This is a genomic window from Massilia oculi (assembly GCF_003143515.1).
In the GTDB taxonomy this organism is placed as follows: domain Bacteria; phylum Pseudomonadota; class Gammaproteobacteria; order Burkholderiales; family Burkholderiaceae_D; genus Telluria; species Telluria oculi.
Genome location: NZ_CP029343.1, coordinates 4,281,083 through 4,306,114, shown reverse-complemented (window position 1 = coordinate 4,306,114; position 25,032 = coordinate 4,281,083). Strand labels below are relative to the sequence as shown.

28 protein-coding genes and 1 pseudogene are annotated in these 25,032 nt (G+C 67.0%); 22 read left to right on the top strand and 7 right to left on the bottom strand.

Annotated features, from left to right (window positions below):
* Positions 1–3: 3 nt before the first annotated feature.
* On the top strand, positions 4–1,527 hold the full coding sequence (locus tag DIR46_RS19465; protein WP_109346713.1) for an HD domain-containing phosphohydrolase: 1,524 nt from the start codon (positions 4–6) through the stop codon (positions 1,525–1,527).
* Positions 1,528–1,566: 39 nt separating this feature from the next.
* Here DIR46_RS19465 and DIR46_RS27965 read toward each other — a convergent pair.
* Positions 1,567–1,776 (bottom strand): annotated as a pseudogene (locus DIR46_RS27965) (winged helix-turn-helix domain-containing protein); the annotation flags it as partial.
* A gap of 115 nt (positions 1,777–1,891) precedes the next feature.
* Positions 1,892–2,464: an EF-hand domain-containing protein gene (locus DIR46_RS27375; protein ID WP_109346712.1), complete on the bottom strand. Its 573-nt coding sequence runs from the start codon at positions 2,462–2,464 to the stop codon at positions 1,892–1,894.
* Between the two features lie 240 nt (positions 2,465–2,704).
* On the opposite strand from DIR46_RS27375, the gene pdxR reads away from it, so the two are divergent.
* The 6 genes from pdxR (at position 2,705) to DIR46_RS19425 (ending at position 8,360) form a co-directional block, all read left to right on the top strand.
* Positions 2,705–4,141: a MocR-like pyridoxine biosynthesis transcription factor PdxR gene (pdxR, locus tag DIR46_RS19450; protein WP_109346711.1), complete on the top strand. Its 1,437-nt coding sequence runs from the start codon at positions 2,705–2,707 to the stop codon at positions 4,139–4,141.
* Between the two features lie 141 nt (positions 4,142–4,282).
* Complete coding sequence (locus tag DIR46_RS19445) at positions 4,283–5,941, top strand: cbb3-type cytochrome c oxidase subunit I (RefSeq protein ID WP_109346710.1); 1,659 nt, start codon at positions 4,283–4,285, stop codon at positions 5,939–5,941.
* Positions 5,942–5,951: 10 nt separating this feature from the next.
* Complete coding sequence (locus tag DIR46_RS19440; RefSeq protein WP_109346709.1) at positions 5,952–6,554, top strand: cbb3-type cytochrome c oxidase subunit II; 603 nt, start codon at positions 5,952–5,954, stop codon at positions 6,552–6,554.
* A complete protein-coding gene (locus DIR46_RS19435; protein WP_109346708.1) occupies positions 6,551–7,153 on the top strand; it encodes a c-type cytochrome in 603 nt (200 codons plus the stop codon). Before DIR46_RS19440 ends, DIR46_RS19435 begins: the two co-directional genes overlap by 4 nt.
* On the top strand, positions 7,131–7,775 hold the full coding sequence (locus DIR46_RS19430; protein WP_109346707.1) for an SCO family protein: 645 nt from the start codon (positions 7,131–7,133) through the stop codon (positions 7,773–7,775). The genes DIR46_RS19435 and DIR46_RS19430 overlap by 23 nt, the downstream gene beginning before the upstream one ends.
* 3 nt (positions 7,776–7,778) lie before the next feature.
* Positions 7,779–8,360, top strand: a complete 582-nt coding sequence (locus DIR46_RS19425) for a hypothetical protein (RefSeq protein ID WP_109346706.1) — start codon at positions 7,779–7,781, stop codon at positions 8,358–8,360.
* Positions 8,361–8,388: 28 nt separating this feature from the next.
* Here DIR46_RS19425 and DIR46_RS19420 read toward each other — a convergent pair whose 3' ends face one another.
* Positions 8,389–9,015 carry a response regulator transcription factor gene (locus tag DIR46_RS19420; RefSeq protein ID WP_109346705.1) on the bottom strand — a complete coding sequence of 209 codons (627 nt, stop codon included), beginning with the start codon at positions 9,013–9,015 and terminating at the stop codon, positions 8,389–8,391.
* Positions 9,016–9,163: 148 nt separating this feature from the next.
* Between DIR46_RS19420 and DIR46_RS19415 the strand changes: the two genes are divergently transcribed.
* A complete protein-coding gene (locus tag DIR46_RS19415; protein WP_109348079.1) occupies positions 9,164–9,613 on the top strand; it encodes an RrF2 family transcriptional regulator in 450 nt (149 codons plus the stop codon).
* A gap of 4 nt (positions 9,614–9,617) precedes the next feature.
* On the opposite strand, the gene DIR46_RS19410 is transcribed toward DIR46_RS19415, so the two are convergent.
* Both DIR46_RS19410 and DIR46_RS19405 read right to left on the bottom strand, forming a co-directional pair.
* Positions 9,618–10,037: a hemerythrin domain-containing protein gene (locus tag DIR46_RS19410; RefSeq protein WP_109346704.1), complete on the bottom strand. Its 420-nt coding sequence runs from the start codon at positions 10,035–10,037 to the stop codon at positions 9,618–9,620.
* A 132-nt stretch (positions 10,038–10,169) separates the two neighbouring features.
* On the bottom strand, positions 10,170–11,072 hold the full coding sequence (locus DIR46_RS19405; RefSeq protein ID WP_109346703.1) for a LysR family transcriptional regulator: 903 nt from the start codon (positions 11,070–11,072) through the stop codon (positions 10,170–10,172).
* Positions 11,073–11,177: 105 nt separating this feature from the next.
* Here DIR46_RS19405 and sugE point away from each other — a divergent pair, with 105 nt between their 5' ends.
* Both sugE and DIR46_RS19395 read left to right on the top strand, forming a co-directional pair.
* Positions 11,178–11,498: a quaternary ammonium compound efflux SMR transporter SugE gene (gene sugE, locus DIR46_RS19400; RefSeq protein WP_109346702.1), complete on the top strand. Its 321-nt coding sequence runs from the start codon at positions 11,178–11,180 to the stop codon at positions 11,496–11,498.
* A 30-nt stretch (positions 11,499–11,528) separates the two neighbouring features.
* The gene (locus DIR46_RS19395; protein ID WP_109346701.1) at positions 11,529–13,748 is read left to right on the top strand and encodes a PAS domain-containing sensor histidine kinase; all 2,220 of its coding nucleotides are present in this window, start codon (positions 11,529–11,531) and stop codon (positions 13,746–13,748) included.
* A 58-nt stretch (positions 13,749–13,806) separates the two neighbouring features.
* Here DIR46_RS19395 and fliE read toward each other — a convergent pair whose 3' ends face one another.
* Complete coding sequence (gene fliE / locus DIR46_RS19390; protein ID WP_109346700.1) at positions 13,807–14,184, bottom strand: flagellar hook-basal body complex protein FliE; 378 nt, start codon at positions 14,182–14,184, stop codon at positions 13,807–13,809.
* Positions 14,185–14,373: 189 nt separating this feature from the next.
* Between fliE and fliF the strand changes: the two genes are divergently transcribed.
* The 6 genes from fliF to DIR46_RS19360 are packed head-to-tail and all read left to right on the top strand — an operon-like array spanning position 14,374 to position 21,015.
* Entirely contained in the window at positions 14,374–16,074 is a 1,701-nt protein-coding gene (gene fliF / locus DIR46_RS19385; RefSeq protein ID WP_109346699.1) for a flagellar basal-body MS-ring/collar protein FliF, read from the top strand.
* A complete protein-coding gene (fliG, locus tag DIR46_RS19380; protein WP_109346698.1) occupies positions 16,067–17,071 on the top strand; it encodes a flagellar motor switch protein FliG in 1,005 nt (334 codons plus the stop codon). The genes fliF and fliG overlap by 8 nt, the downstream gene beginning before the upstream one ends.
* Positions 17,071–17,802: a flagellar assembly protein FliH gene (gene fliH / locus DIR46_RS19375; protein WP_109346697.1), complete on the top strand. Its 732-nt coding sequence runs from the start codon at positions 17,071–17,073 to the stop codon at positions 17,800–17,802. The genes fliG and fliH overlap by 1 nt, the downstream gene beginning before the upstream one ends.
* A complete protein-coding gene (gene fliI, locus DIR46_RS19370) occupies positions 17,802–19,217 on the top strand; it encodes a flagellar protein export ATPase FliI (protein WP_109346696.1) in 1,416 nt (471 codons plus the stop codon). The genes fliH and fliI overlap by 1 nt, the downstream gene beginning before the upstream one ends.
* A 36-nt stretch (positions 19,218–19,253) precedes the next feature.
* Positions 19,254–19,697 carry a flagellar export protein FliJ gene (gene fliJ, locus DIR46_RS19365; RefSeq protein WP_109346695.1) on the top strand — a complete coding sequence of 148 codons (444 nt, stop codon included), beginning with the start codon at positions 19,254–19,256 and terminating at the stop codon, positions 19,695–19,697.
* 7 nt (positions 19,698–19,704) lie between these two features.
* The gene (locus tag DIR46_RS19360; protein WP_109346694.1) at positions 19,705–21,015 is read left to right on the top strand and encodes a flagellar hook-length control protein FliK; all 1,311 of its coding nucleotides are present in this window, start codon (positions 19,705–19,707) and stop codon (positions 21,013–21,015) included.
* Positions 21,016–21,060: 45 nt separating this feature from the next.
* Here the strand turns inward: DIR46_RS19360 and DIR46_RS26740 are convergent, their stop codons facing one another.
* Positions 21,061–21,291, bottom strand: a complete 231-nt coding sequence (locus DIR46_RS26740; protein WP_162819319.1) for a hypothetical protein — start codon at positions 21,289–21,291, stop codon at positions 21,061–21,063.
* Here DIR46_RS26740 and fliL point away from each other — a divergent pair.
* The 6 genes from fliL (at position 21,218) to fliQ (ending at position 25,032) form a co-directional block, all read left to right on the top strand.
* Positions 21,218–21,742, top strand: coding sequence for a flagellar basal body-associated protein FliL (gene fliL, locus DIR46_RS19355; RefSeq protein ID WP_109346693.1), 525 nt, complete (start codon positions 21,218–21,220; stop codon positions 21,740–21,742). The two genes, DIR46_RS26740 and fliL, sit on opposite strands and share 74 nt — an antisense overlap.
* Positions 21,743–21,765: 23 nt before the next feature.
* Positions 21,766–22,749, top strand: a complete 984-nt coding sequence (gene fliM, locus DIR46_RS19350) for a flagellar motor switch protein FliM (protein ID WP_109346692.1) — start codon at positions 21,766–21,768, stop codon at positions 22,747–22,749.
* 65 nt (positions 22,750–22,814) lie between these two features.
* Positions 22,815–23,258, top strand: a complete 444-nt coding sequence (gene fliN, locus DIR46_RS19345) for a flagellar motor switch protein FliN (RefSeq protein ID WP_109346691.1) — start codon at positions 22,815–22,817, stop codon at positions 23,256–23,258.
* Between the two features lie 53 nt (positions 23,259–23,311).
* The gene (gene fliO, locus DIR46_RS27370; RefSeq protein WP_229446317.1) at positions 23,312–24,025 is read left to right on the top strand and encodes a flagellar biosynthetic protein FliO; all 714 of its coding nucleotides are present in this window, start codon (positions 23,312–23,314) and stop codon (positions 24,023–24,025) included.
* Positions 24,015–24,752, top strand: a complete 738-nt coding sequence (fliP, locus tag DIR46_RS19335) for a flagellar type III secretion system pore protein FliP (protein ID WP_109346690.1) — start codon at positions 24,015–24,017, stop codon at positions 24,750–24,752. Before fliO ends, fliP begins: the two co-directional genes overlap by 11 nt.
* A 10-nt stretch (positions 24,753–24,762) precedes the next feature.
* Positions 24,763–25,032, top strand: a complete 270-nt coding sequence (gene fliQ / locus DIR46_RS19330) for a flagellar biosynthesis protein FliQ (RefSeq protein WP_109346689.1) — start codon at positions 24,763–24,765, stop codon at positions 25,030–25,032.

Genomic DNA, 25,032 nt, shown 5'->3' with positions numbered 1-25,032 from the left:
TCGATGGACACGGCCGCGCGCGAAACTTCTTCTTCACTGTCGCTTCCCGCGGCCTGCCTGCACGGCCACGACACCGCCACCCTGTCCCAGGCGATGGGACTGCTCGCCATCGTCGGCGACCTGAGCATGGGCCAGCCGATCGACGGTTCGGAACGCGCCGCGCGCCTGGCGGCGCGCGTGGCCGCCGCGGCCGGCGCCAATGCCGCGGCGTGCGGGCATGCGCGCATGGTGGCGCTGCTGCGCTGGTCGGGCTGCACCGCCAACGCGGCCGGCTTCGCCGCGATGATGGGCGACGACGTCGGCGCGCGCCATGCGCTGGTGAGCCGCACCCTCAATGCCCAGCAGACGGCGCGCCTGCGCGACACCACCGAGCTGGCCGAAGTCCACTGCGAAGTCGCGGGCGACATCGCCGCCATGATGGGATTGCCGGCCGCGGTCGAAAGCGGCTTGCGCCACGTGTGGGAGCATTATGACGGCAGCGGCCTCCCGCTCCACCTGCGCGGCGACGAAGTGCCAACCGTGGTGTACCACGCGGTGCTTGGCGGAGATCTCGAGATCCTGGCGCGCGTGCATGGCATCGAGCGCGCGCTGGAGATGATCGCGCAGCTGGGCGACGTCAAGTATCCGGCGCGCCTGGTGGCGCTCGTGGCGCCGCACGCGCGCGCCTGGCTCGACGAGCTGGAGGCCGCCGAAACGCCATCGCCGCCACCGGATTTTCTTCCGGTATCCGTGCCGCTCACCCTGGTGGCCGACATGATCGAACTGAAACTGCCCTGGCTGGCCGGCTATTCGCGCCGCGTCGCGCTGCTGGCGCAGGAAGCGGCGCGGCTGGCGGGCCTGCCTGATGCGCAGCAGCGCGCCCTGGCAAGGGCGGCCCTGCTGCACGGGATCGGGCGCGCGGCGGTGACCAACACGGTATGGGAACGCAACGGCAGATTGGGCGCCGCCGACTGGGAAGCGGTGCGCCTGGTGCCCTACTGGACCGCGCGCGCCGGCAGCCGCATCGACGGCCTGGGGCCGGATGCGCAACTGGCTTCGCACGTCTACGAGCGGCTCGACGGCAGCGGGTATTTCCGCAGCCTGGACGCGGGCGCCCTCGGGGCGCCGCAGCGCCTGCTGGGCGCGGCCGCCGCCTGGGCGGCGCTGCGCTCGCCGCGGCCATGGCGCGCGGCCCACGAGCCGGAGGCGGCCCGCGCCCTGCTCGAGGCCCAGGTGACGGGCGGCCGCTTCGACCGCGCCACGGTGGACGCCGTGCTGGCCGCGGCGACCGGCGTTCACGCGGCGCCAGGCAATGGTTCGAATGGCGCGAACGGCGCCGCCGGCGCGCCGGTGCGCGCCACGCTGTCGGCGCGCGAAGCCGAGGTCTTGCAGCGCATCAGCCTCGGAGAGAGCAACAAGGAGGCCGCGCGCGCCATGCGCATCAGCCCCAGCACCGTGCGCACCCACGTCGAGAGCATCTTCCGCAAGCTCGATTGCTCGACCCGCGCCGCCGCCACCCTCAAGGCCCTGACCCTCGGCCTGATCTGAGGTCAAAATCCGTTCGATCGGACCGCGGAACATATAGCCGCGCAGCGGCACGTTGACGATCCAGGCGCCGGCATCGGGCGCCACCGCGCCCAGCGCCTTGCGCAGGTTCGAGACGTGCACGCGCACGTTCGCTTCTTCCACCACCAGGCCCGGCCACACCTGGCGCAGCAGTTCATCCTTGCCCACCACCTCGCCGGCGCGCCGTATCAGGCACACCAGCAGGTCGAAGGCGCGCGAGCCCAGCGCCACTTCGCGCCCACCGGCTTCCAGCCGGCGCCGGCGCGGAAACAGCACGCATGGTCCGATGCGCCAACCTGTGTTCACTGTCGTTCTCCTGCATGACGCGGCTTGGGGGCACCATTGATCATGCCGCGGTATCGATCGCGCGCGCCATCGCCCCCAGCACCGCCGCGGCGTCGTACTGCGCCGCTTGGCGCCGGTGCAGCGCGCCGATCGCGGCCGGGTCCATGGCGCCGCGCTGTTCGAGCTGGCGGCGAAAATCCGCGTCGCGGAACGGGTCGCGCACGCTGTCGCCGAATTCGTCCAGCCCGATACGGCCGTCACCATCGACGTCGAGCAAGGAATGAAGCTGCCTGGCGCGCTCCATGCTTTCATTGCCGCCAAGCCCGCTCGCCAGTTCGTCGATGCCGATGATGCCGTCGCCGTCGGTATCGATCGACTTCGCCGCCTCCTGCTTGTACAGCATGGTGTACGACCCCTGGGTCAGGGTCATGCCCTTGGCGGCGAAACCGGCGATCGCATCGGCATGGCGCGCCGCGTTCTCTTCGAGGCGGCGCCGGTCTTCGGCCGAGTCGGCGCGCGCCCGGGCGATCGCGAACGGGACCTGGCTGGCCGACGGCTTCGCACCCGCGACGCGGGGCATCGCCGACGACAGCGACGACGACAGCGCCGACGACAGGCTGGAAGAAATCTGCATGGCTGCTCCATCATGGATGAGGGACTGCCATCGTCGCGCCGAACGCGCGCTGGATAAAGAGCCAAGATCGGGCCAATGGCTGGGTCCATCGCGGCGCCGATGCGAAGTCGCATGGGGCGCTACCCGCGTCCTGGACCAAGATCTGCATTTGACGCTGAGCCAAACCGTTCTTGGCCCAGTCATCGCTTCCGTGACGATAAGTCCAAGTGCATAATCGACCAAAGGAGGATACGCAAGCACATGCAAGACCTGTCCGTCAGCGACTACCTGAGATTCGACACCAGCAGCCCTGTTCCGCTGTACCGCCAGATCCACGCCCGCGTGCGCGAAGCGGTCGACACCGGCGTGCTGAAGGCCGGCGACCGCATCCCCGCGACCCGCGTGCTGGCCGAGGAACTCGGGCTGGCGCGCGGCACCGTGGCCGCCGCCTACGCGCTACTGTCGGCCGAAGGCTACCTGGAGGTGCGCGGCGCGGCCGGCTCGGTGGTCGCGCGCCGCAGCGCGCCGCATGGGCCGCCGGCGCGCGCCAAGGTGGCGCCGCGCGCCCGCCCGCTGCCGCTGGACGTCGGCGGCGCCGTCGCGCCGCTGCCGTTCCAGATGGGATTGCCGGCGCTGGACGCCTTTCCGCGCAAGGTGTGGGCGCGCATGGCCGCGCGCACCGCGCGTTCGCTGCAGACGCGCAACCTGCTGAAGGAATCGAGCTTCGGCGCGCCCGCCCTGCGCACCGCGATCGCCAGCTACCTCAAGCTCGCGCGCGGGATCGACTGCATGCCGTGCCAGGTATTCGTCAGCGCCGGCTACCGCGAGGCCTTGGGCCTGGTCACGCACGCCCTGCTCACGCCGGGCGACATGGTGTGGGCCGAGGAGCCGGGCTTTCCGCCCACCCGCCACCTGCTGGCGGGCCTGGGCTACGTGCCGCGTCCGGCCCCGGTCGACGAGCACGGCCTGGACGTGGCGCGCGCCGCGCTGCTGGCGCCTGGCGCGCGCATGGCGGTGGTCACCCCGGGCCACCAATGCCCGCTCACGGTCAGCATGCCGCCGGCGCGGCGCCAGGCGCTCCTGGACTGGGCCGGCGCCCACGATGCCTGGATCGTCGAGGACGACTACGACGGCGAGTTCCGCCACAGCGGGCGTCCGCTGCCGGCCCTGGCCAGCATGGACCGCGCCGGCCGCGTGATCTATAGCGGCAGCTTCAGCAAGGTGATGTTCCCGGGGCTGCGCCTGTCCTATGTGGTGGTGCCGCCGGAGCTGGTGGAGCGCTTCGAGGACGCCGCCAGCCTGCTCGGCAACGGCTGCCCGGCGCTCACCCAGTCCATCCTGTGCGAGTTCATGCAGGACGGCCATTTCGTGCGCCACGTCCAGGCCATGCGCCGCCTGTACGGCGAGCGTTGCGAGCTCACGGCGCGCGCGCTGGCCCCGGCGTTCGGCGCGCGCGCCACGATCCTGCCCCAGGCCGGCGGCCTGCACCTGGTGGCCGCAGTCGCGCCGGGCGCCGACCGCCTGCTCGCCGCGCGCCTGCGCGAGCACGGCCTGGCGCCGCTGGCGCTGGCCGATTTCCATGCCGGCACGCCCACGCGCAGCGCGCTCCTGCTGAACTTCGCCAACGTCGCCAGCGCCGCCCAGGCCGAAGAACTGGCGCGGCGGGTGGCGCAGGCGATGGACGCGCCTCTCCCTTAATCCAGGGCACACGGGGGCGGCGCGCGCCGCTCTACCCAAAGGCGTATTGCCGCGCCCCGTTCCTATTTCGTATCTTTGAAGCATCTTTTCAAAGGCCTGCGCATTCCCGCCAGGGCCGACCTTCCTTCGCCCGGACCCGCCATGAATACCATGACCATCCTGCTGTCCTCGTTCATCCTTTCGGTGACGGGATTGGCGATCTTCATCTGGTCGCTGCGCAACCGCCTGTTCGAGGCCAGCCCCGCCGCGGCCCGCACCATCTTCTCGGAAGGCGAGATCGGCCGCAGCGACGACCCCGCCGCCACGCCGGGACAAGCCGCCGCCCAGGCCGCGCACGACGCCGCGCCGCCCCTTACCGAGGACGAGGCGCGGCAGTTGAACGCGGAATTGCAGGCGCGGGTCGAAGCCGACCGTTCCAGCTCGCTCGTGACCTTCCTGTTCCTGGCCTGCGCCGTCGTGTGGCTGCTGGTGGCGACTGCCGCAGGCCTGCTCAGCTCCATCAAATTGCACGAGCCCGACCTGCTGGTCAACCAGGCCTGGCTCACCTTCGGGCGCATGCGCACCATCCACCTGAACGCGGTGGCCTATGGCTGGGCGCCGATGGCGGCGCTGGGGCTGGCGATGTGGCTGCTGCCACGCCTGCTCAAGACGCCGCTGGTCGGCGCGCGCTACGCGATCGCCGGCGCCATGGTGTGGAATGCGGGCCTGATCGCGGGCCTGGGCTGCATCGCGGTAGGCCTGTCCGACGGCATGGAGTGGCTCGAGATCCCGTGGCAGGTCGACATCCTGTTCGTGGTCGGCGGCGCCCTGGTCGGCCTGCCGCTGGTCTACACGCTGCAGGCGCGCACCGTGCGCCACCTGTACGTGTCGGTCTGGTACATGGGCGCGGCGCTGTTCTGGTTCCCCACCCTGTTCCTGGTCGGTAACCTGCCGGCGATGCACTTCGGCGTGCAGCAGGCGGCCATGAACTGGTGGTTCGGGCACAACGTACTGGGCCTGTTCTACACGCCGATGGCGCTGGCCTGCGTGTATTACTTCCTGCCGAAGATCATCGGCCGCCCGATCCAGTCGTACAACCTGTCGCTGGTAGGCTTCTGGTCGCTGGCCTTCTTCTACGGCCAGGTCGGCGGCCACCACCTGATCGGCGGCCCGGTGCCGGGCTGGCTGATCACGCTGTCGATCGTGCAGAGCGTGATGATGATCGTGCCGGTGCTGGCGTTCTCGATCAACCAGCACCTGACCATGAAGGGCCACTTCAGGCGCCTGTGGGATTCGCCCACGCTGCGCTTCATCGTGCTGGGCGGGATGATGTACACCCTGAGTTCCATCCAGGGTTCGATCGAAGCGCTGCGCAGCGTGAACACGGTGGCGCACTTCACCCACTTCACGGTGGCCCACGCCCACCTCGGCCTGTACGGCTTCTTCACCCTCGTGATGTTCGGCGCGGTGTACTTCGTGATGCCGCGCGTGATGGACTGGGAGTGGCCGTATCCGAACCTGATCTCGATGCACTTCTGGCTGGTGGTGGTCGGTTTTGGCATCTATTTCGTCGGCCTGTCGATCGGCGGCTGGCTGCAGGGCCTGGCCATGCTGGACGCGGCGAAGCCGTTCATGGATTCGGTGGGCGTGACCATCCCCTGGCTCAAGAGCCGCTCGGTGGGCGGCGCCATCATGGCACTCGGCCACCTGGTGTTCGCGATCCACTTCGTGCTGATGGCGACCCGCCGCGGCGTGGCGCGCGAGGGCGCGGCGCTGCTGAACGAACCGCTCAAGGCCACGACGGTACCCGAGGCCGCCTGAAAGGAAGATCATGCAAGACGAACTCAAACTGCTGGGCGGCGCGATGGTGACGCTGGCGCTGGCGACATCGGCGCTGGTGGTGGTGCCGCACATGCAGCTCAAGGACGGCGAACCGCCGCCGGGACTCAAGCCCTATTCCTCGGCCGAGCTGCGCGGACGCCAGGTGTACATTGCCAACGGCTGCATCTATTGCCACTCGCAGCAGCCGCGCGATCCCGTACAGGCGCCGGACGACAAGCGCGGCTGGGGCCGCGCCTCGGTGGCGGCCGACTACCACTACGACAAGCCGCACCTGCTGGGCACCATGCGCACCGGGCCCGACCTGTTCAACATCGGCGCGCGCCAGCCCAGCGTCGACTGGCATCTGGGCCACCTGTACCAGCCGCGCGCCTACGTCGCAGGCTCGATCATGCCGGCCTATCCCTACCTGTTCGAGGTCAAGGACAAGGCGGACGAAGGCGACCGGGTGGTGACGCTGCCGCGCGGCTATACGCCGGCCGGCAAGGTGGTGGTGGCGCGCCAGGAGGCGCTCGACCTGGTGGCCTACCTGGTGGGCCTGGATCACACCTATCCGGCGGTCGAGACCCTGGGTACGCAGCGGGAGCGCAAATGAACGAGCAACAGCAACGGCAGGTCGACCACGAACGCGCCCAGCGCCGCGAGAACCCGGATCCGACCGAAGGCGAGCGCCCGTTCCCGCAACCGCTGATGGCCGTGGTGATCGGCCTGGTGGCCTGGGGCATCGGCTATATCTACGTCACCCAGAGCAACGACGACGCCGCCTTCGGCGACCACCGCACCCTGGCCACCCTGCAGGGGCCGGCGCCGGGCGCCAGGGTCGACGGCGCACAGATCTACAACGCCCAGTGCGTGGCCTGCCACCAGGCCAGCGGCCTGGGCCTGGCCGGCGTGTTCCCTCCGCTGGCGGAATCGGAATGGGTGACGGGCGATCCGAAACGCCTGGCGCAGATCGTGCTGCACGGCGTCTCCGGCCCCCTGACGGTGAAAGGCGCCGCCTACAACGGCATGATGCCGTCCTTCAAGGACAAGCTGGACGACGCCGAACTGGCCGCCCTGCTGACCCATATCCGCAGCCAGTTCGGCAACCGCGCCCAAGCCGTCGACGCCAAACTGGTGCTTGATGCGCGCAGCGCCAGCGCCGATCGCACGGCGCCGTGGAAGGGCGACGATGAACTCGCCTCTTTCAAGTAGCCGGGCAACCCTGCTTGCCGTGCTGGCCGTGCTGATTGCCGGCAGCGGCGCCCTGTACCACGGCAGCAGTGGCTTTCGCGCGATCTCGACCGAGGCCGCGCGCCGCATCGAGGTGGCCGAACGTCCGCTGCGGCTGCCGCCGGCGACCCTGAGCGGCGCCGACGGCACCGCGCGCCCGCTCGCCGACGAACTGGCCCGCGACGGCCGCATCGCCCTGGTCACCTTCATCTATGCGCGCTGCCAGTCGATCTGCCGCGTGGTGGGCAGCGAACTGCAGCAGATGCAGGAGCAGATCCGCGCACGCGGCGCGGCGGACAAGGTGCGCCTGGTGACGATCAGCTTCGATCCGCGCGACGATGCCCGCGCGCTGACCCGGTACGGCCGCATGATGAACAGCGATCCGGACGTGTGGCGCCTGTACGGGATACCGGTCGAATCCGAACGGCGCCGCCTGCTCGACGCCTTCGGCGTGGTCGTGGTGCCGGCGCCGCTGGGCGAGTTCGAGCACAATGCGGCCTTCCACGTGGTCGGCCGCGACGGGCGCCTGGTGCGCATCCTCGACTATACGGAGCCCGGCACGGCGCTCGACGACGCGCTGGCACGAGCCATGGAAAGGACGTAGGCGATGGCGCGCCTGATGCGCTGGAGCGGCCCCGCGCTGCTGGGAATGTTGCTGGCCACCCGCGCGCCGCTCGAGGCGTCGATGCTGCGCCACATGCTGGTGCAACTGCCGCTGCTGCTGGTCTGCGGCGCGCTGCTGCGGCCCTGGCTGAGCCTGCCGGCGGGACTGGCGCGCTGGGACGCGCATGGACTGGCGACCTTCACCGCGGCCGCCTTCATTACCACCTACTGGATGATCCCGCAGGCGCTGGAACAGGCCTTGTTCGAGCCGCTCGCGGCCGGCGCCAAGTTCGCCAGCCTGCTGCTGCTCGGCGCCGCCTTGCCGGGCGCCCTGCGCCGGGCCCACGTGGTGGTCCAGCTGTTCTTTGTCGCCAATATCTGCGCCATGATGGCGATCGCCGGCATGCTGTACCGCGAACTGCCGCAGCGCCTGTGCAACGCCTACCTGCTGGACGACCAGACCGTCACCGGCACCGCCCTCGTGACGCTGGCGCTGCTGCTGGGCGTGGCCTGGTGCGGCGTCAACGCACGCCATGTCGCCGACCAGCCGGAGCGGCCGCCAGGGAGCGGCCGCATCCGGGACTGACTCAGCGGGACTGACTCAGCGGGACTGCTCAGTTATACGCGCTGCGGATGCCGCTGCCGGGACGGATCAGGCCGCGCTGGGTGGCGACCACCACCGCGTGGGTGCGCGCGGTGGCGTCGAGCTTGCTCATCACGCCTTTCACATGGGTCTTGACGGTGCCGACGCCGATGCCCAGCTTGCGGGCGATCGATTTGTTGCAGCAGCCTTCGGCCAGCAATTGCAGCACGTCGGTCTCGCGGCCGGTCAGGTTCTCGCGGCTGAGACTATCGGCCACGCTGCGCGTCACCGATTCGCTCAGGTAGCGCTGGCCCTGGGCCAGCGAGGCGACCGCCCTGAGCAGCTCGTCCTGGCTGCACGACTGCAGCACGTAGCCATGCACGCCCGCGTCCATCGCGAGGCGCACTTCCCATTCCTTGTCGAGCTGGGTGACGATCAGGACACTGGGTCGGCGCAGGCCCGCATGCTCGGGCTGGCGCGCCAGCGCGAGGCCGGTGTCGTAGTCGGCGACCAGCACCCGCGCCACCTGCCGCGCCTCAGGCTGGCCCAGGTGGGTGCTGACGCGCCATTCGGGGCGGTCGGCGAGGATGGCGTGCAGGCCGGCGGTCATCACCGGATCGGTGTGGATGATATGAACGGCGGATGGAATGGTAGGCATGGTGTACTCCTGGTTTGGCTGCGTCGGGCTCGCTACCCGTTCGTTCATATTGGAACGACAAGTCAAGTCCGGCAAGTTAATACATGTAAAAATTGCGCCGGCCGGTCCCCGGTCGGCATTGAGTCGGATGCGTTATACTTGGGCGATCATGCGTCTGACCTCCTTCACCGATTACACGTTGCGCACGCTGCTGCACCTGGGCAGCAACCCCGGTCGCCTGGTGACGATCCAGGAGATCGCAGACCTGCACAATATTTCTAAGAACCACCTGATGAAGGTGGTGAACGAGCTCGCACGTAACGGCACGATCGAAACCATTCGTGGCCGCAACGGCGGTTTCCGCCTGGCACACGATCCGAAGGACATCAATGTCGGCGCCATCGTGCGCATGAGCGAAAGCGACTTCTACATGGCCGAGTGCTTCGACCCCAATGGCGCGCCCTGCGGCCTGGTCAAGGCTTGCGGCCTGAAGGGCGTCCTGGGCAATGCCACCGCCGCCTATCTGGCCGAACTCGACCGCCACACCCTCGCTTCCCTGCTGCCCGAGCCGCGTCCGCGCGACGTGCCGGTCACGGTGCACCGGCGCAAGGCCGCCTGAGCCTTCAGGCGGCGACGGCGCCGGCCTCGATCGCCGGATAGAACTCCCGGTCCTCGCGCCGGATGCGCCCGTGCAGCTTGCGCAGCACCCGATTCGCCTCTTGCCTGAACTGTTCCGGCGCCTTGACCAGCCGGCTGGCCAGGTTCCAGCGCCCGGCGAACGCCAGGTACTCGGCGGCGATGTCGCCCATCTCGTTCTGGTAGGCCCGGCCCATGCGCGCCAGGCGCAGGTCGCCCCTGGCCAGCGCCGGATACAGGGTGTCGTTCTCAACCGCCAGGTGCAGCCGCACCACGCCGCTCATCGCGACGATCTGCGCGGCGATCTCTTCCGCGTGCTCGGCCACGCCCTCCCGGCTGCGGGCGCGCAGGCGGTCGATGCCGTCGAGGATGTCGAGGTGCTGATGCTTGAATCTGTCGATGTTCATGATCGCTTCCTTCGTGTACCGAGGCTTGTGCTCAGCAGTTAACCAAGTGTAATGCGATTCCCTTAAAGATGCAAACGTTATGCCTCTTTTTACGCGCAGCGCGTTCGGCCAGCCGTGCGGGCCGCCCCGGCCTCAGGTCGAATGGACGCGGCGCTCGTTCAGCAGGGCCACGAAGCGCCGCGCCGCCAATCCCTGCGGACGGTTGTTGGCCCACACCACGTCGACGAACAGCTTCATGATGTTGGTGAAGTTGGCGGAAGGGATCTGCACCAGCTGGCCGTCCGCCAGCGGCGCGCGCACGAAGCCGGCAGGCAGCCAGGCCCAGCCCAGGCCGGCAGTGACGAGGCTGAGCGCCGCCACCGGATTGTCGGTCTTCCACTGCAGGCGCGACATGGCGATGCGCTTGTCGACCTGGTCGGCGTGGCGGCCGGCCATCACGATCTGGCGCTCGCCCAGCAGGTGCTGGTCGCGGATCTCACCGGCCGCCACCCGCGCCAGCAGCGGATGATCGGGCGCCAGCACGGCCACCAGCGTCTCGTGGGCCACTTCCTGGAAGCCTTCGCGCGGGTCCATGCCATAGCGCTCGAACACCAGCGCCAGGTCGGCGCGGCCATCCTGCAACATCGCCAGCGCATCGGCTTGCGCCGCGCTCAGGACGTTCACCTCCAGCAAGGGGAACTCGTCGGACAGCGCGCGCAAGGCATCGTGCCAGGGCGCGGCAGCCATCAGCTCGGGCACCAGCACCAGGGTCAGGGAGGGTTCGAGGTCCTGGCTCAGCGACAGCGCATGCTGGTTCAGCAGCCGCAATTGCTCGAGCAGCAGGCGCGCCTGCGGCAGCAGGGCCAGCGCGTGCCCGGTGGGCCGCGGCTCGCGGCCGCCGCGGTCGAACAGTTCCAGGCCGAGTTCTGCTTCCAGGTTGGCGATGGCCATGCTGACGGCGGACGGAACGCGTCCCAGTGCGCGCGCGGCAGCGGAGAATGAGCCGTGGTCGACGGCGGCGAGCAGGATGCGCAGGTGATCGAGATCGAAAGCCATCTGTCAATGATACTGATAGCTTCTGACTTTTTCCATCACCTCGATTCACATAAGATGCGCTGTACATCGACGGCAATGTCTGCCGTATCTTTCGAGGAGAGCATCATGGTGTGGCTGGTCTTGTTTTTGGCGGGATTGTTCGAGGTGTGCTGGGCCGTCGGCCTGAAGTACACGGAAGGTTTCACCCGCCTGTGGCCGACGGTCGGCACCGTGGCGGCGATGGCGGTCAGCTTCGGCCTGCTGTCCCAGGCCATGAAGACGCTGCCACTGGGCACGGCGTATGCGATCTGGACCGGCATCGGTGCGGTCGGCACGGCCCTGGTCGGCATCGTCCTGTTCGGCGAATCGGCCAACCCGGCGCGCCTGGCCTGCATCGGCCTGATCGCGGCCGGCATCGTCGGCCTCAAGCTGGCGAGCTCGACCTGAAATGAACGCGCCCCGCGTAGCCCGTCGTGGATGCAAGACGAGCGCTACATTGTATTTTTCCGAAGTCATCAGCGGCTCGGCGAAAAGCACACGGTAATCGAGCGCCAATTGACGGGTTGTGCCATCATGTGCGCCCTTTCTCATCGTTCAGAAATGATGTCGACTACCGTCCTTGGGTCGCAATTCCCTGCCAACGCCGACGCGGGCGCCGATCATCGCTTCAGGGAATTGTTCGAACAGTCTCCGCTGAGCATCCAGATACTCGCGCCCAACGGGCGGACGATGCGGGTCAACAAGGCCTGGGAAGCCCTTTGGCAGATCCATGAGGGTTCCGGACTGAAGCGGTTCGTCCTGAGCGAGGATTACAACGTTCTGCGGGACCCCCAGCTCCTTGAAAGCGGCATCGCCGCACTGCTGGAACGGGCTTGCCAGGGCGAGTCGATCAAGATACCGGTCGTCCTCTACGACGTTGGCCGTCTGGGTGGTTCCGGCCCGGCACGCTGGGTAGCGGCAAGGGCACACCCCATCAAGGACACGGATGGCAAGGTGCTCGAAATTATGCTCATGCAAGAAGACATCACCGAGAAAATTCATTCGGAAAATGCCTTGCGTATCCGCGAGGAGCGGTTCCGCTCCCTGGTGATGGCAACTTCCCAAATTGTCTGGAGCAACACGCCTGACGGCCGGGTCGACGAAGACTCGCCTTCCTGGCGTGCGTTCACCGGACAGACCTACGAAGAGTGGCGAGACTTCGGATGGCTGGAAGCGGTGCATCCGGACGACCGGCACGAGGCCAAGACGCGATGGCTCGAATGCGTGGCAACGAAATCGTTGTTCGAAGTGCGCTACCGCCTGCGCCGTGCCGACGGCAACTACCGCTGGACCGAGGTTCGAGGCGTCCCGATCATCGATGCGGAGGGAACGACGCGCGAGTGGATCGGCACCAATACCGACATCCATGAGATCGTCCTGGCCGAAGTGGAACTCGCACAACGGCTGGAACGCGAGAAGCGTAATGCCGCCCTCCTCGCCAAGGTCGCCCATGCCGCGCGAAAGTTGCAGACCGTCCTCAGGGATGGCGAGATTGCCGGTGTGCTCGTCGGCGAGGTGCGCGATATCCTGCAGGTACATCAGGCAGTCGTTTCCCTGACCGAAGGCACGGGATGGTCGCAGGCGATCAGCGCGGTCTCGCTATCGGACAAGTACGCCGCCTATCGTGACTACGCCACTCCCACCGACGGCACCGGCATCTATGCGGAGGTATGTCGTTCGAACCGGGTCATGCGCCTGACCCAGGCGGAGCTGGAGGCGCATCCGCGCTGGAAGGGGTTTGGCGCGCACGCGCACGCCCACCCTCCGATTCGCGGCTGGCTGGCAGTGCCGCTGATCGACCGTACGGGCAAGAATATCGGCCTGATCCAGGCCTCGGACAAGCTGCAAGGTGAATTCTCGGCGGAGGACGAAGCCATCCTGGTGCAGCTGGCATCGATTGCTGCAAACGGTTTCGAGAATGCGCGGCTCTATCAATCGTTGCAGGAACAGGATCGGCGCAAGGACGAATTTCTCGCCATGCTGGCCCACGAACTGCGTAACCCGCTGGCGCCGATATCGGCGGCGGCGGCGATGCTCAAGCTGGGCACTGCAAGCGAAGAGCGAATCCGGCGCTCCAGCGACGTGATCGGGCGCCAGGTGCGGCACCTGACATCGCTCGTCGACGACCTGCTCGACGTGTCGCGCGTCACCCGTGGCCAGATCGAACTGGATCGAGAATTGCTCGACCCGATGACGATCATCGCCAGCGCTGTCGAGCAATCGCACCCGCTGGTCGCGGCGCGCGGACACGTCCTGCTGATCGAAGGCCATGCTGGCGGCGCGCAGGTATCGGGCGACCCGAACCGGCTGGTGCAGGCCTTCACCAACCTGCTGAACAATGCGGCGAAATACACGCCCGATGGCGGGACGATCGTCGTGCACGTCGCACGCGATGGCGGCACCGTCGTGGTCAAGGTGCGGGACAACGGCATCGGCATGAAGGCCGAGCTGCTGCCGGTGATCTTCGACCTGTTCAGCCAGGCCGAACGAACGCCCGACCGGGCGCAAGGCGGCCTGGGCATTGGGCTGGCCCTGGTAAAAACAATTGTCTTGTTACACGGCGGTCTGGTGACCGCGCATAGCGATGGACCGGGCGCCGGCAGCACGCTGACCGTCTCGCTGCCGGTCGCAGACGGCGCGCCACCGCATTCCGGCTGAGGCGACGCCGCCACCCCGATGTCATCGCATTGGCGGGACCGGCGTCCCGCCAATGCCGTCACACCTGCATATTCATGATGTCGTGATAGGCCGACACCAGCTTGTTACGCACCTGCACCGTCGCCTGGAACGCGATGCTCGATTTCTGCATCGCGACCATGGTGTCCGACAGGCTGACCGTGTCGTCGCCCATGGTAAAGCGCTTGCTGAGCGCCTGCGCCTCGGCCGAGCGGTCGCTCACGCCCTGCAAGGAATTGTGCAGCGCCTCCGCGAAGTCGAGCTTCACCGCGGACTTGCCGCCGACCGCGCTGGCATTGCCGAGCCCGGCAGGCGCGACCGGCCCCGCCGAGTCCGGCTTGGTGGCCGCCGCCTTGAGCTGCTCCATCATGGCCTGGATGCGGCTGCTGTCGATGCCGCCGATACCGCCAATACTCATGTTACCCTCCTGCATGTTATTGCCTTGCAGAATCATCTACAAATGCACTCAGGAAAGCAGAATATCAGCGCAGGCGCCAATTTCACCCGTGAGTTAGGCCGGTAAACGCCCCCTATTTCGGGGTTTGAATGTTGCCCCACAGCTCCATAATGCTGCCTGTACCCACCCATTCACCTGAATCCATCGACCATGGCAGCAACTGCGGAAGACCTTCTCGACACCCCCCAGGGCCAGCCTCCGGCAGCGCCCCCGTCGTTTTTCCAGACGACCATGGGCAAGCGCGTCGCCATCGGCGGCGGCATCGCGCTGATCCTGGCGCTGATGATCGCTGTCTGGATGTGGAGCCAGGCGCCTGAGTATCGCGTGCTGTTCTCGAACTACAGCGATCGCGACGGCGGCGCCATCACCGCCTCGCTCGACCAGATGGGTGTGCAATACAAGTTTTCCGAAGGCGGCACGGCGATCCTCGTGCCGGCCGAGCAGATCCACGACCTGCGCCTGAAGCTGGCCGCGCAAGGCCTGCCGAAGGGCGGCAACGTCGGCTTCGAGCTGATGGAGAACCAGAAGCTGGGCGTGTCCCAGTTCCTGGAACAGGTCAACTACCAGCGTTCGCTCGAAGGCGAGCTGGCGCGTTCGATCCAGTCGCTGGGTTCGGTGAGCGCCGCGCGCGTCCACCTGGCGCTGCCGAAGCCGTCCGTGTTCGTGCGCGACCAGCAAAAGCCGACCGCCTCGGTGCTGCTCAACCTGCAGCCGGGCCGCGCCCTGGACCAGGGCCAGGTCAACGCCATCGTCCACCTGGTCGCCTCCAGCGTGCCTGAACTGACCTTCGGCAACGTGACCGTGGTCGACCAGACCGGCGCGCTGCTGTCGGAGCAGGCAAACAAGGGCGCGGGCAACAAGATGCTCGACGCCACCCAGCTGAAATACGTGGACCAGGTGCAGGAAAACATCATCAAGCAGGTCGAGGCGATGATCAAGCCGCTGGTCGGCGAGGGCAATGTGCGCGCCCAGGCGACCGCCGAGATCGACTTCGCCCAGGTGGATACCGCGGCCGAGATGTACAAGCCGAACTCGCCGCCGGAGCCGCAGGCGATCCGCAGCCAGCAGACGTCGGAAACGCAAGGCGCCGGCGCCGGCCCGTCGGGCATCCCGGGCGCGCTGTCGAACCAGCCGCCGGGCGTGAACACCGCGCCGATCGATGGCGCGCCGCCGGCCGAAGCGCCTGCCGCCCTAGGGCCGAGCACCAAGAATGCCACCATGAATTATGAGCTGGACAAGACCATCCGCTACGAACAGCGTCCGATGGGCGGCGTCAAGCGCCTGACGGTCGGCGTGGTGGTGAACTACCGCCGCATCGTCGACCCGGCCACCGGCAAGGTCACCGTGCGTCCGCTGGCGGCCAACGAAGTGGCCCAGATCAACGAGCTGGTCAAGCAGGCAATGGGTTACAGCGAGGCACGCGGCGACACCCTGAACGTGACCAACGCACCGTTCGACGGTGTGGACAAGCCGGCCGAACCAGTGGTAGAACCGGACTGGTGGCGTGACCCGGCGAATATGCCGCTGTTCAAGGACCTGGCCCGCTACGCTTTCGTTGCCGCAGTGATCGCCTTCCTGTACTTCCGCTTCCTGCGCCCGCTGCTGCGTCCGGCGATCAAGAAGTTCGACGAAGCGACGGCCATTCCGGAAGAGCCGAAGGAAGACGAGAAGGCCGAGGGCGAGGAAGGCGAAGAGGAAGCCGAGGAAAACGAGGAAGACCTCGAGGAAGAAGAGAAGATTCGCCGGGACATGGGTTACCGCGCCAACCTGAAACTGGCGAAAGACCTGGCGAACCAGGATCCGCGCATCGTCGCAAACGTGATCAAAGCATGGTTGGGTTCAAATGAGTGATAAAGACAAGGACGGCACGAACAAGGCGGCAATCCTGATGCTGGCCCTGGGTGAAGCGGAAGCGGCCGAGGTGATGAAATTCCTCGGCCCGCGCGAAGTGCTCAAGCTGGGCGCCGCGATGGCGCAGATGAAGGCGGTGCAGCACGGCCAGGTGGTCACGGTGCTCGAAGAGTTCGTCGAAGAGACCAATCTGCACTCGACCGTCGGCCTCGACTCGGACGAGTACATCCGCCAGGTGCTGACCAAGGCCCTGGGCGACGACAAGGCGGCAGTCTTGCTGAACCGTATTCTCGGTGGCAAGGACGCCTCGGGCATCGAGAGCCTGAAGTGGATGGACTCGGTCTCGGTAGCCGAACTCATCCGCAACGAGCACCCGCAGATCATCGCCACCATCCTGGTCCACCTCGAGCGCGACCAGGCCTGCGAAATTCTGGCAAACTTTACCGAACGACTGCGCAACGACGTCGTGCTGCGCATCGCCACCCTGGACGGCGTGCAGCCGGCCGCGCTGCGCGAGCTGAACGACGTGCTGACCAAGCTGTTGTCGGGTAACGAACACATCAAGAAGTCCTCGCTGGGCGGCGTGCGCACCGCGGCCGAGATCCTGAACTTCATGAGCGGCGAGCAAGAGCAGGCCGTGATGGACAATATCAAGAACTACGACAACGACATGGCGCAGAAGATCATGGACGAGATGTTCGTGTTCGACAACATCATCGACATCGACGATCGCGGCATCCAGTTGCTGCTCCGTGAAGTGCAGTCCGAGATGCTGATCATCGCACTGAAGGGCGCCTCGCAGGATCTGCGCGAGAAGATCTTCAAGAATATGTCGCAGCGTGCCAGCGAGATGATGCGCGAAGACCTCGAATCGAAAGGTCCGGTGCGCCTGTCCGAAGTGGAATCGCAGCAGAAACAGATCCTGCAGATCGTGCGTCGTCTGTCCGACGAAGGCCAGATCGTGCTGGGCGGCAAAGGTGAGGATTCGTTCGTCTGATGGCACTACCGAAAGAACAGCAGAGCGCCTACCAGCGCTGGGAAATGGCGTCGTTCGGCGACGACCGCCCCAGCACGCTCGCTCGCCGCGCGGCCGAGGCCGCGGCGGCGGCGCCGCCTGCTGAAGCCACGCCTGCCCTGCCGCCGGGATTCAACCTGCCGAGCGTCGAAGAGCTGGAAGCGATGCGCGAAGCGGCGCGCCAGGAAGGTTACGCGCAAGGACTGGAAGAAGGCCGCGCCCAGGGCCATCAAGAGGGCCGTGCACAGGGTTACGCCGAAGGCGCCGAGGCCGGCCAGCGCGAGGCCGCGGCCGAGCTGGAGCAGGTGCGCCAGGTGGCCGCCAGCTTCGGCGACGCCATCGCCCAGGCCGACGAGACCATCGCCCGCGACGTGCTCGACCTGGCCCTGCGCCTGGCGCGCGGCATGGTGCGCACCGGTTTCGACGTGCGTCCCGAACTCGTCCTGTCGGTGGTGCGCGACGCCATCGACCAGCTGCCCGTGCTGCAACAGCCGGCCGTGCTCACCCTGAACCCGCAGGACGCCGAACTGGTGCGCCATGGCATGGCCGAGGAATTGACGAAAGGCGGCTGGCGCATCGTCGAGAACGGTTCCATCACGCGCGGCGGCTGCAAGGTCGAGACCGCGACCAATCACATCGACGCGCAGGCCGCGGCGCGCTGGAACCGCCTGACCCACGCGCTGGGCGCCAACGTCGAGTGGTTGGGCGACTGATGGACGACCACGTCCCGCCCCACGACGGCAGCGACCCGCACACCGGGCGCTGGAAGTCTTTCCTGCGCGATTGCGACACCCTGGTCAGCTTTGCCGATCCGCTGCAAGTGTCGGGCCGCGTCACGCGCGTGGCCGGGCTGGTGATGGAATGCGTCGGCCTGCGCCTCGCGGTGGGCGCCGCCGCCACGATCCCGACCGCTAGCGGCTTCATCGAGGCCGAAGTGGTCGGCTTCGAGGGCGAACGCCTGTTCCTGATGCCGCAAAGCGATACCGAGGGCGTGGTGCCCGGTTCGCGCGTGTTCCCGGTCGAGAGCGTGCTGCCGCCGCCGGGCACCGTGCCGCACGGACGCCGCCGTCCGCAAGACCGCGCGCGCCACCTGCCGGTCGGCATGCAGCTGCTGGGCCGCGTGGTCGACGGCGCCGGCCGTCCGCTCGACGGCCTCGGCCCGCTCGCCACGACCGAGGTGGGGCCGCTCAATGCGCGGCCGGTCAATCCGCTCGACCGCGCGCCGATCAAGGACACGCTCGACGTCGGCGTGCGCGCCATCAATGCGATGCTGACCGTGGGCCGCGGCCAGCGCCTGGGCCTGTTCGCCGGCACCGGCGTCGGCAAATCGGTGCTGCTGGGCATGATCGCGCGCTATACCGAAGCCGACGTCATCGTGGTCGGGCTGATCGGCGAACGGGGCCGCGAGGTCAAGGAATTCATCGACCAGATCCTGGGACCCGAAGGCCGCGCCCGCTCGGCCGTCGTGGCGGCCCCGGCCGACTCGCCGCCGCTGCTGCGCCTGCAGGGGGCCGCCTACGCCACGGCGATCGCCGAACACTTCCGCGACCAGGGCAAGAACGTGATGCTGATCATGGATTCGCTGACCCGCTACGCGATGGCGCAGCGCGAGATCGCGCTGGCGATCGGCGAGCCGCCGGCCACCAAGGGCTATCCACCATCGGTGTTCGCCAAATTGCCGGTGCTGGTCGAACGGGCCGGCAACGGCCTGGAAGGCGGCGGCTCGATCACGGCCTTCTATACCGTGCTGTCCGAGGGCGACGATCAACAAGACCCCATCGCGGACGCGGCGCGCGGCATTCTCGACGGCCACATCGTGCTCAATCGGCACCTGGCCGAGGCCGGGCATTATCCGGCGATCGACATCGAGCAGTCGATTTCGCGGGCGATGCACACGATCACGACCCACGAACACCAATTGGCGGCGCGCAAATTGAAACAGTTGTATTCGCGCTATCAACGCTCGCGCGACCTGATCAATGTCGGCGCCTATGCCGCCGGCAGCGATCCGGTGCTCGACCAGGCCATCGCGAAGCATGGGGCCATCGAGGAGTTCCTGTGCCAGGAAATCCACGACAACGCCACGCTTCCCCAGAGCTTGGGGCAACTTTCCTCGCTATTCAACTGATTGGCGAGAATTGCTCAGCGGTAGAATCGCTGCACCATGGCCCAATTATCCGCACTTGAAACACTGATCGACCTGGCGCAGAAGGATTCCGATGCCGCCGCCAGGCGTTTGGGCGCGGCCAACAAGCTGGTCGAGGAAGCCGAGCAGAAGCTGGAGATGCTGGTCGGCTACCGCGACGAATATGCGCGCAAGCTGGATGCGGCCCAGGTGGCAGGCATCACGCCTTTCGCGTACCACAACTTCGTTGCCTTTATTGGCAAGCTGGACAATGCCTTGAATGGGCAACGCGACGTGTTGAAGCATGCCCGATTCAAGGCAGAGTCCGAGCGCAAGACGTTGCAGGAAAGCGAACGCAAGCGCTTGTCGTATCGCACGCTGAACGAACGCGCCGCGAGCGAGGCGCTCAAGGTGCAGAACAAGCGCGACCAGAAACAGATGGACGACCACGCGGCGCGTGGCGCCCGTTACAAACAACGCTGAGCGAAACATGACGACGCAGACCACCAATCTCCTGTTCCAGACCACCGGCGCCAATGCCAGCGCGCCACGCAGCGCGAGCCCGGACCGGCTGGCCGACAGCGCACGCAACAATGGCGCCTTCGGCGCCACCCTGTCGCGCGAACTGGCGGCGCGCCAGCAGGCGCCGCAGCCGCAGTCCCCGACTCCGGCTGCCCAGCAGTCGAAGCCGGCCGCGCAGCAGCAATCGAAACCGAATGCGGCCGACAAACCCGCCAACCGCGAGCCGGTGCGTGAGCAGGCGAGCAAGGCCGGCGCCAGGCCGGCCAGCCAGGATGGCGAGGCGCAGACCGCGAAGACCACGTCCGCAGAAGGCGCGCAAGAAGCCGAGGCAGCGCAAGACCCGGCCGAAGGCGCGGCCGAGGCCGCCGCTGCCGCCACGACGCCCGTCACCGACATGCTGGCCTTCATGGCCAGCCTGACCAGGCCGGCGGCCGCCGACACCGCAGCCGTTCCGGCCGAGGCTGCGGCCGCTGCCGTCGACCCGCAACTGAAGGCGTTGGCAAGCGCGCTGGAACACATGACCGGCGCGACCGCCGCCGCGGGCGATGACGCCGCGGCCGGCGCCGCCGTCACCGACGAGCTCGGCACGGGCGTGACGCTGGCCGCCGGCGTGCAGCGCGCCCCGGTCGACCCGAACGCATCCCAGGTTCATCCGGGCGCCCAGCCGGAAGGCCAGCAGGATGCCGCCCAGTTCCAGACCCAGCTGCGCGAGAGCCAGCAGCAGCTGGCGACGAGCGCCGAGGAAGCCCCTGCCCCGCTGGCCCAGCTGCAGGCCCAGGCCGCCAAGATGGCGGACGCGGTCGGCAACCCGGCCGCCGTGCCGGGCGACCGCATTCCGGCCCGGGTGGGCAGCCAGGCCTGGGACAACCAGGTCAGCCAGCGCATCGTCTACATGGTCGGCAAGGAGCAGGCCGCCACCCTGACGCTGAATCCGCCCGACCTGGGCCCGGTCCAGATCGTGCTCAACGTGAGCAACGACCAGGCCACCGTGGCCTTCTCGGCCGAGCAGATGGAAGTGCGCCAGGCGCTGGAAAACGCCCTCCCGCGCCTGCGCGAGATGATGAGTGAAAGCGGCATCGCCCTGAACAACGCGACGGTCGATGCCGGCGCACGCCAGCAGCAGGATGGCGAACGCCGTGCGCCGGGCGGCGCGGGCGGCAATGGCAAGCTGGCCGGCGCCGGCGCCGGCGACGAGGGCGAGGCCGCGGTGAACGAAGTGGCGCCGCGTACCCGTACCGTGGGGCTGGGCGACCGTGGGATGGTGGACCTGTTCGCGTAATCCCGGACGACACAGCGCGCATGGGGCGGCTGGATGGCCGCCCTTTTACTTTCCGTCATCGCGCGCCTGCAACAATTCCGGATTTACTGCCTCTTCCTCCCTCTTTTCTAGGCTTGCTGGGGTGCATCTTTCCGCGACAATGCCATAATGTTGTATCCCATTAACCTGGCATTGAAGACTTATTTTGAAAGCGAATCCGAAAATGAAGGCTGATCCGAAAGCGGACGCGGCTGCACCAGCGGCGCCGACTGGCTCGAAGAAAAAGCTCATCATCATGATCGTCGCCGCGATCCTCGTGCTTGGCGCGGGCGCCGGCGGCGGCTGGTATTTCAGCCAGTCCTCGGCCGCCCATGGCGAAGAAGAAGCCCCGGCCAAGGAAACCAAGAAGAAGAAAAAGAAAGACCCTGCGGCCAAGCCGGAATACGTGCCGATCGAGGCCTTCACCGTCAATCTGCAGCCGGAAAACGGCGAGCAGTATTTGCAGGTACAGTTCACCCTGCAGGTCGAGGGCGCGGAACAGGCGACCCTGGTCAAGGACAATATGGCGATGGTGCGCAATCGCGTGCTGCTCCTGTTGTCGAGCAAAAAAGCGTCCGAAATCAATACGGTGGAGGGCAAACAGCAATTGGCGTCCGAAATCCAGGCGGCGATTACCGAGCCGTTTGAAAAACAGGGCGACGAACAGGAAGTGTCCGACGTATTATTCACTTCGTTTATCATCCAGTAAGCATCCAGTAAGTACGAAGAAACATGGCCGATAATTTCCTCTCCCAGGAAGAAGTCGATGCCCTCCTAAAAGGGGTCAACGGCGATCAGGACGACATTGCGACGCCTGAAGACACCTCGGGGGTACGCACCTATAACCTGGCAACGCAGGAGCGCATCGTGCGCGGCCGCATGCCGACGCTCGAGATCATCAACGAGCGTTTCGCCAGGTATCTGCGGGTCGGCCTGTTCAACTTCCTTCGGCGCAGCGCCGAGGTCTCGGTCGGTTCGGTGCGGGTCTCCAAGTACAGCGAGTTCATCCGCAACCTGGTGGTCCCGACCAACCTCAACCTGATCCACATGAAGCCGCTGCGCGGCACCGCCCTGATGGTGTTCGATCCGGGCCTGGTGTTCCTGCTGGTGGACAACCTGTTCGGCGGCGACGGGCGTTTCCACACCCGCGTCGAGGGCCGCGACTTTACCCAGACCGAGCAGCGCATCATCATGCGCATCCTCGACATCGTGTTCGAGGCCTACGGCAAGTCGTGGGAGCCGGTGTACCCGATCGAGTTCGAGTACATCCGCTCCGAGATGAACACGCAGTTCGCGAACATCGCGACCCCGAACGAAGTCGTGGTGTCCTGCACCTTCACGGTCGAGCTGGGCTCGGTGTCAGGCCAGATCCACTTCTGCATGCCCTACTCGATGATCGAGCCGATCCGCGATGCGCTGACCTCGAGCATCCAGGGCGAGGCGCTGGAAGTCGACAAGCGCTGGGTGCGCCTGCTGACGCAGCAGATCCAGGTCGCCGAGGTCGAGCTGGTCGCGGTGCTGGGCAACGGCAAGGCGAACTTCGACGAGATCCTGAACATGAAGATCGGCGACGTGATCCCGATCGTGGTGCCGGAAATGCTGCAGGCCACGGTCGACGGCGTGCCGGTGATGGATTGCAGCTACGGCGTGCACAACGGGCAATATGCGCTGAAGGTCGAGAAGCTGCTGGCCAACAGCGACACCTTCAGCAAGTAATCGATATGACTGGCCAGGCGCAGGGCGCCGGCCGAGGCAAGATAGAAGCAATACAGGAGAACACCATGTCGGACAACCAGGAAGACCAGGACCACATCGACGACGATTGGGGCGCGGCCATCGCCGAGCAGGCCGCGGCCGAAGCCGCGGCGCTCGAGCGCCAGCAACAGCAACAGGCGACCGCCCCGGCCGCGGCTGCCGCCGTGTTCAAGGATTTCTCGAACAAGGGCGCGCGCAACGATACGCCGAACGACATCGACTTCATCCTCGACATCCCGGTGCAATTGACGGTGGAACTGGGCCGCACCAAGATCGCCATCAAGAACCTGCTGCAGCTGGCGCAGGGCTCGGTGGTCGAGCTGGACGGCCTGGCCGGCGAGCCGATGGACGTGCTGGTCAACGGCTGCCTGATCGCCCAGGGCGAGGTGGTGGTCGTGAATGACAAGTTCGGGATCCGGCTCACTGATATCATCACGCCCTCCGAACGGATTCGCAAACTGAATAAATGACCCCGCGCCGCGCCCCTGTCCTTGATCGCATACGAGCCATCACCGCCTCGTTATTGCTCGCACCTTGCCTGGCCTTTGCCCAGCAAGCCACCGACGCCACATCAAAGCCAGCGACGCCGGCCAGCATGGCCGGCACCTCGGCCGCACCGGCCCCGGCCGCCCACGAGGATGCCGAAACCCCACGCCGTCCCGGCGAAACCACCACCGGCCGCCCACCCGCGCCGGCAGTGCCGGCCCCGGCCGCCACACCTGCCACCACGGCTCCGCCGACCGCCCCGCTGCCGGGCGATGGCGCCGCTGCCGCCGACACCACCCCACCGGTCGCCACCGCGCCCGTGTCGCCGACCTCCAGCGCGCCGCTGAGCGAGGCGCCGAGGGTGTCGATGCCGGCCTCGATGCCCACCGCGTCCACCGCCAGCCCCGGCGCCGGTGGTCTGCTCAAGACCATCATGGCGCTGATGCTGGTGCTTGGCCTGCTGGCCGGCCTGGCCTGGTTGATGAAGCGCTATGGCCCCAAGATGAGCGGCGGCAGCGCCAACCTGCGCGTGGTCGGCGCCCTGAACCTGGGCGGACGCGAACGCATCATGGTGGTCGAAGTCGGCGACCAGTGGATCGTGGTCGGCGCCGCGCCGGGCCGCGTCAACGCCCTGCATACCATGCCGCGCCAGGAAACGGACCTGACGCCGGCTGCCGCCCACGGCGCCATCCCGGCGAATAACTTCTCGGACTGGCTCAAGAAGACGATCGACAAACGCAATGCGAGTTAAATACATCCTGTTGGCCGGCGCACTGGCCCTGCCGCTGATCGCAGCGGCCCAGCCCGGCATCCCCGCATTCGAGAGCAGGCCGGTGCCGGGCGGCGGCGCGTCGTATTCGCTGCCGGTCCAGACCCTGCTGCTGCTGACCTCCCTCACCTTCCTGCCGGCCGCGCTCTTGATGATGACGGCGTTTACCCGCATCATCATCGTGCTGTCGCTGCTGCGCCAGGCGCTGGGCACCCAGACCGCGCCGCCGAACCAGGTGATGGTGGGGCTGGCGCTGTTCCTGACCTTCTTCGTGATGGGGCCGACGTTCGACCGCATCTACAGCGAGGCCTATCTGCCGCTGCAGCGCAACGAGATCCAGATGCTTGATGCGATGAACCGCGGCGCGGTGCCGCTCAAGGAATTCATGGTCAAGCAGACGCGCCAGTCCGACCTGGCGCTGTTCGTCAAGATCTCGCGCTCCGAAGCGCTGCAGGGGCCCGAAGACATTCCGCTGCGGGTCCTGATCCCGGCCTTCGTCACCAGCGAACTCAAGACCGCGTTCCAGATCGGCTTCGCCATCTTCATACCGTTCCTGATCATCGACATGGTGGTGGCGTCGGTGCTGATGGCGATGGGCATGATGATGATGTCGCCCGCCGTCATCGCCCTGCCGTTCAAGCTGATGCTGTTCGTGCTGGTCGACGGCTGGCAGTTACTGCTGGGCTCGCTGTCCCAGAGTTTCTACTGAGGATGCGTCCATGACACCCGAAAGCGTGATGACGATGGGCCGCACGGCCATGGAGGTGACCCTGATGATCGCGGCCCCGCTGCTGCTGGTGGCGCTGATCATCGGCCTGATCGTCAGCATCTTCCAGGCCGCGACCCAGATCAACGAGGCGACCCTGTCCTTCATTCCGAAACTGGTCGGCGTGTTCGTCGCCCTGGTGGTGGCCGGACCGTGGATGCTGTCGGTGATGCTCGATTATATGCGGCAGGTGTTTACCGGGATTCCGGGCTTGATCGGGTAA

Excerpts from the sequence above, each read along its gene's own strand:
- DIR46_RS19465 (WP_109346713.1), top strand. The coding sequence starts at position 4 with ATGGACACGGCCGCGCGCGAAACTTCTTCTTCACTGTCGCTTCCCGCG.
- DIR46_RS27375 (WP_109346712.1), bottom strand. The coding sequence starts at position 2,464 with ATGCAGATTTCTTCCAGCCTGTCGTCGGCGCTGTCGTCGTCGCTGTCG.
- pdxR (WP_109346711.1), top strand. The coding sequence starts at position 2,705 with ATGCAAGACCTGTCCGTCAGCGACTACCTGAGATTCGACACCAGCAGC.
- DIR46_RS19445 (WP_109346710.1), top strand. The coding sequence starts at position 4,283 with ATGAATACCATGACCATCCTGCTGTCCTCGTTCATCCTTTCGGTGACG.
- DIR46_RS19440 (WP_109346709.1), top strand. The coding sequence starts at position 5,952 with ATGCAAGACGAACTCAAACTGCTGGGCGGCGCGATGGTGACGCTGGCG.
- DIR46_RS19435 (WP_109346708.1), top strand. The coding sequence starts at position 6,551 with ATGAACGAGCAACAGCAACGGCAGGTCGACCACGAACGCGCCCAGCGC.
- DIR46_RS19430 (WP_109346707.1), top strand. The coding sequence starts at position 7,131 with ATGAACTCGCCTCTTTCAAGTAGCCGGGCAACCCTGCTTGCCGTGCTG.
- DIR46_RS19425 (WP_109346706.1), top strand. The coding sequence starts at position 7,779 with ATGGCGCGCCTGATGCGCTGGAGCGGCCCCGCGCTGCTGGGAATGTTG.
- DIR46_RS19420 (WP_109346705.1), bottom strand. The coding sequence starts at position 9,015 with ATGCCTACCATTCCATCCGCCGTTCATATCATCCACACCGATCCGGTG.
- DIR46_RS19415 (WP_109348079.1), top strand. The coding sequence starts at position 9,164 with ATGCGTCTGACCTCCTTCACCGATTACACGTTGCGCACGCTGCTGCAC.
- DIR46_RS19410 (WP_109346704.1), bottom strand. The coding sequence starts at position 10,037 with ATGAACATCGACAGATTCAAGCATCAGCACCTCGACATCCTCGACGGC.
- DIR46_RS19405 (WP_109346703.1), bottom strand. The coding sequence starts at position 11,072 with ATGGCTTTCGATCTCGATCACCTGCGCATCCTGCTCGCCGCCGTCGAC.
- sugE (WP_109346702.1), top strand. The coding sequence starts at position 11,178 with ATGGTGTGGCTGGTCTTGTTTTTGGCGGGATTGTTCGAGGTGTGCTGG.
- DIR46_RS19395 (WP_109346701.1), top strand. The coding sequence starts at position 11,529 with ATGCAAGACGAGCGCTACATTGTATTTTTCCGAAGTCATCAGCGGCTC.
- fliE (WP_109346700.1), bottom strand. The coding sequence starts at position 14,184 with ATGAGTATTGGCGGTATCGGCGGCATCGACAGCAGCCGCATCCAGGCC.
- fliF (WP_109346699.1), top strand. The coding sequence starts at position 14,374 with ATGGCAGCAACTGCGGAAGACCTTCTCGACACCCCCCAGGGCCAGCCT.
- fliG (WP_109346698.1), top strand. The coding sequence starts at position 16,067 with ATGAGTGATAAAGACAAGGACGGCACGAACAAGGCGGCAATCCTGATG.
- fliH (WP_109346697.1), top strand. The coding sequence starts at position 17,071 with ATGGCACTACCGAAAGAACAGCAGAGCGCCTACCAGCGCTGGGAAATG.
- fliI (WP_109346696.1), top strand. The coding sequence starts at position 17,802 with ATGGACGACCACGTCCCGCCCCACGACGGCAGCGACCCGCACACCGGG.
- fliJ (WP_109346695.1), top strand. The coding sequence starts at position 19,254 with ATGGCCCAATTATCCGCACTTGAAACACTGATCGACCTGGCGCAGAAG.
- DIR46_RS19360 (WP_109346694.1), top strand. The coding sequence starts at position 19,705 with ATGACGACGCAGACCACCAATCTCCTGTTCCAGACCACCGGCGCCAAT.
- fliL (WP_109346693.1), top strand. The coding sequence starts at position 21,218 with ATGAAGGCTGATCCGAAAGCGGACGCGGCTGCACCAGCGGCGCCGACT.
- DIR46_RS26740 (WP_162819319.1), bottom strand. The coding sequence starts at position 21,291 with ATGATGATGAGCTTTTTCTTCGAGCCAGTCGGCGCCGCTGGTGCAGCC.
- fliM (WP_109346692.1), top strand. The coding sequence starts at position 21,766 with ATGGCCGATAATTTCCTCTCCCAGGAAGAAGTCGATGCCCTCCTAAAA.
- fliN (WP_109346691.1), top strand. The coding sequence starts at position 22,815 with ATGTCGGACAACCAGGAAGACCAGGACCACATCGACGACGATTGGGGC.
- fliP (WP_109346690.1), top strand. The coding sequence starts at position 24,015 with ATGCGAGTTAAATACATCCTGTTGGCCGGCGCACTGGCCCTGCCGCTG.
- fliQ (WP_109346689.1), top strand. The coding sequence starts at position 24,763 with ATGACACCCGAAAGCGTGATGACGATGGGCCGCACGGCCATGGAGGTG.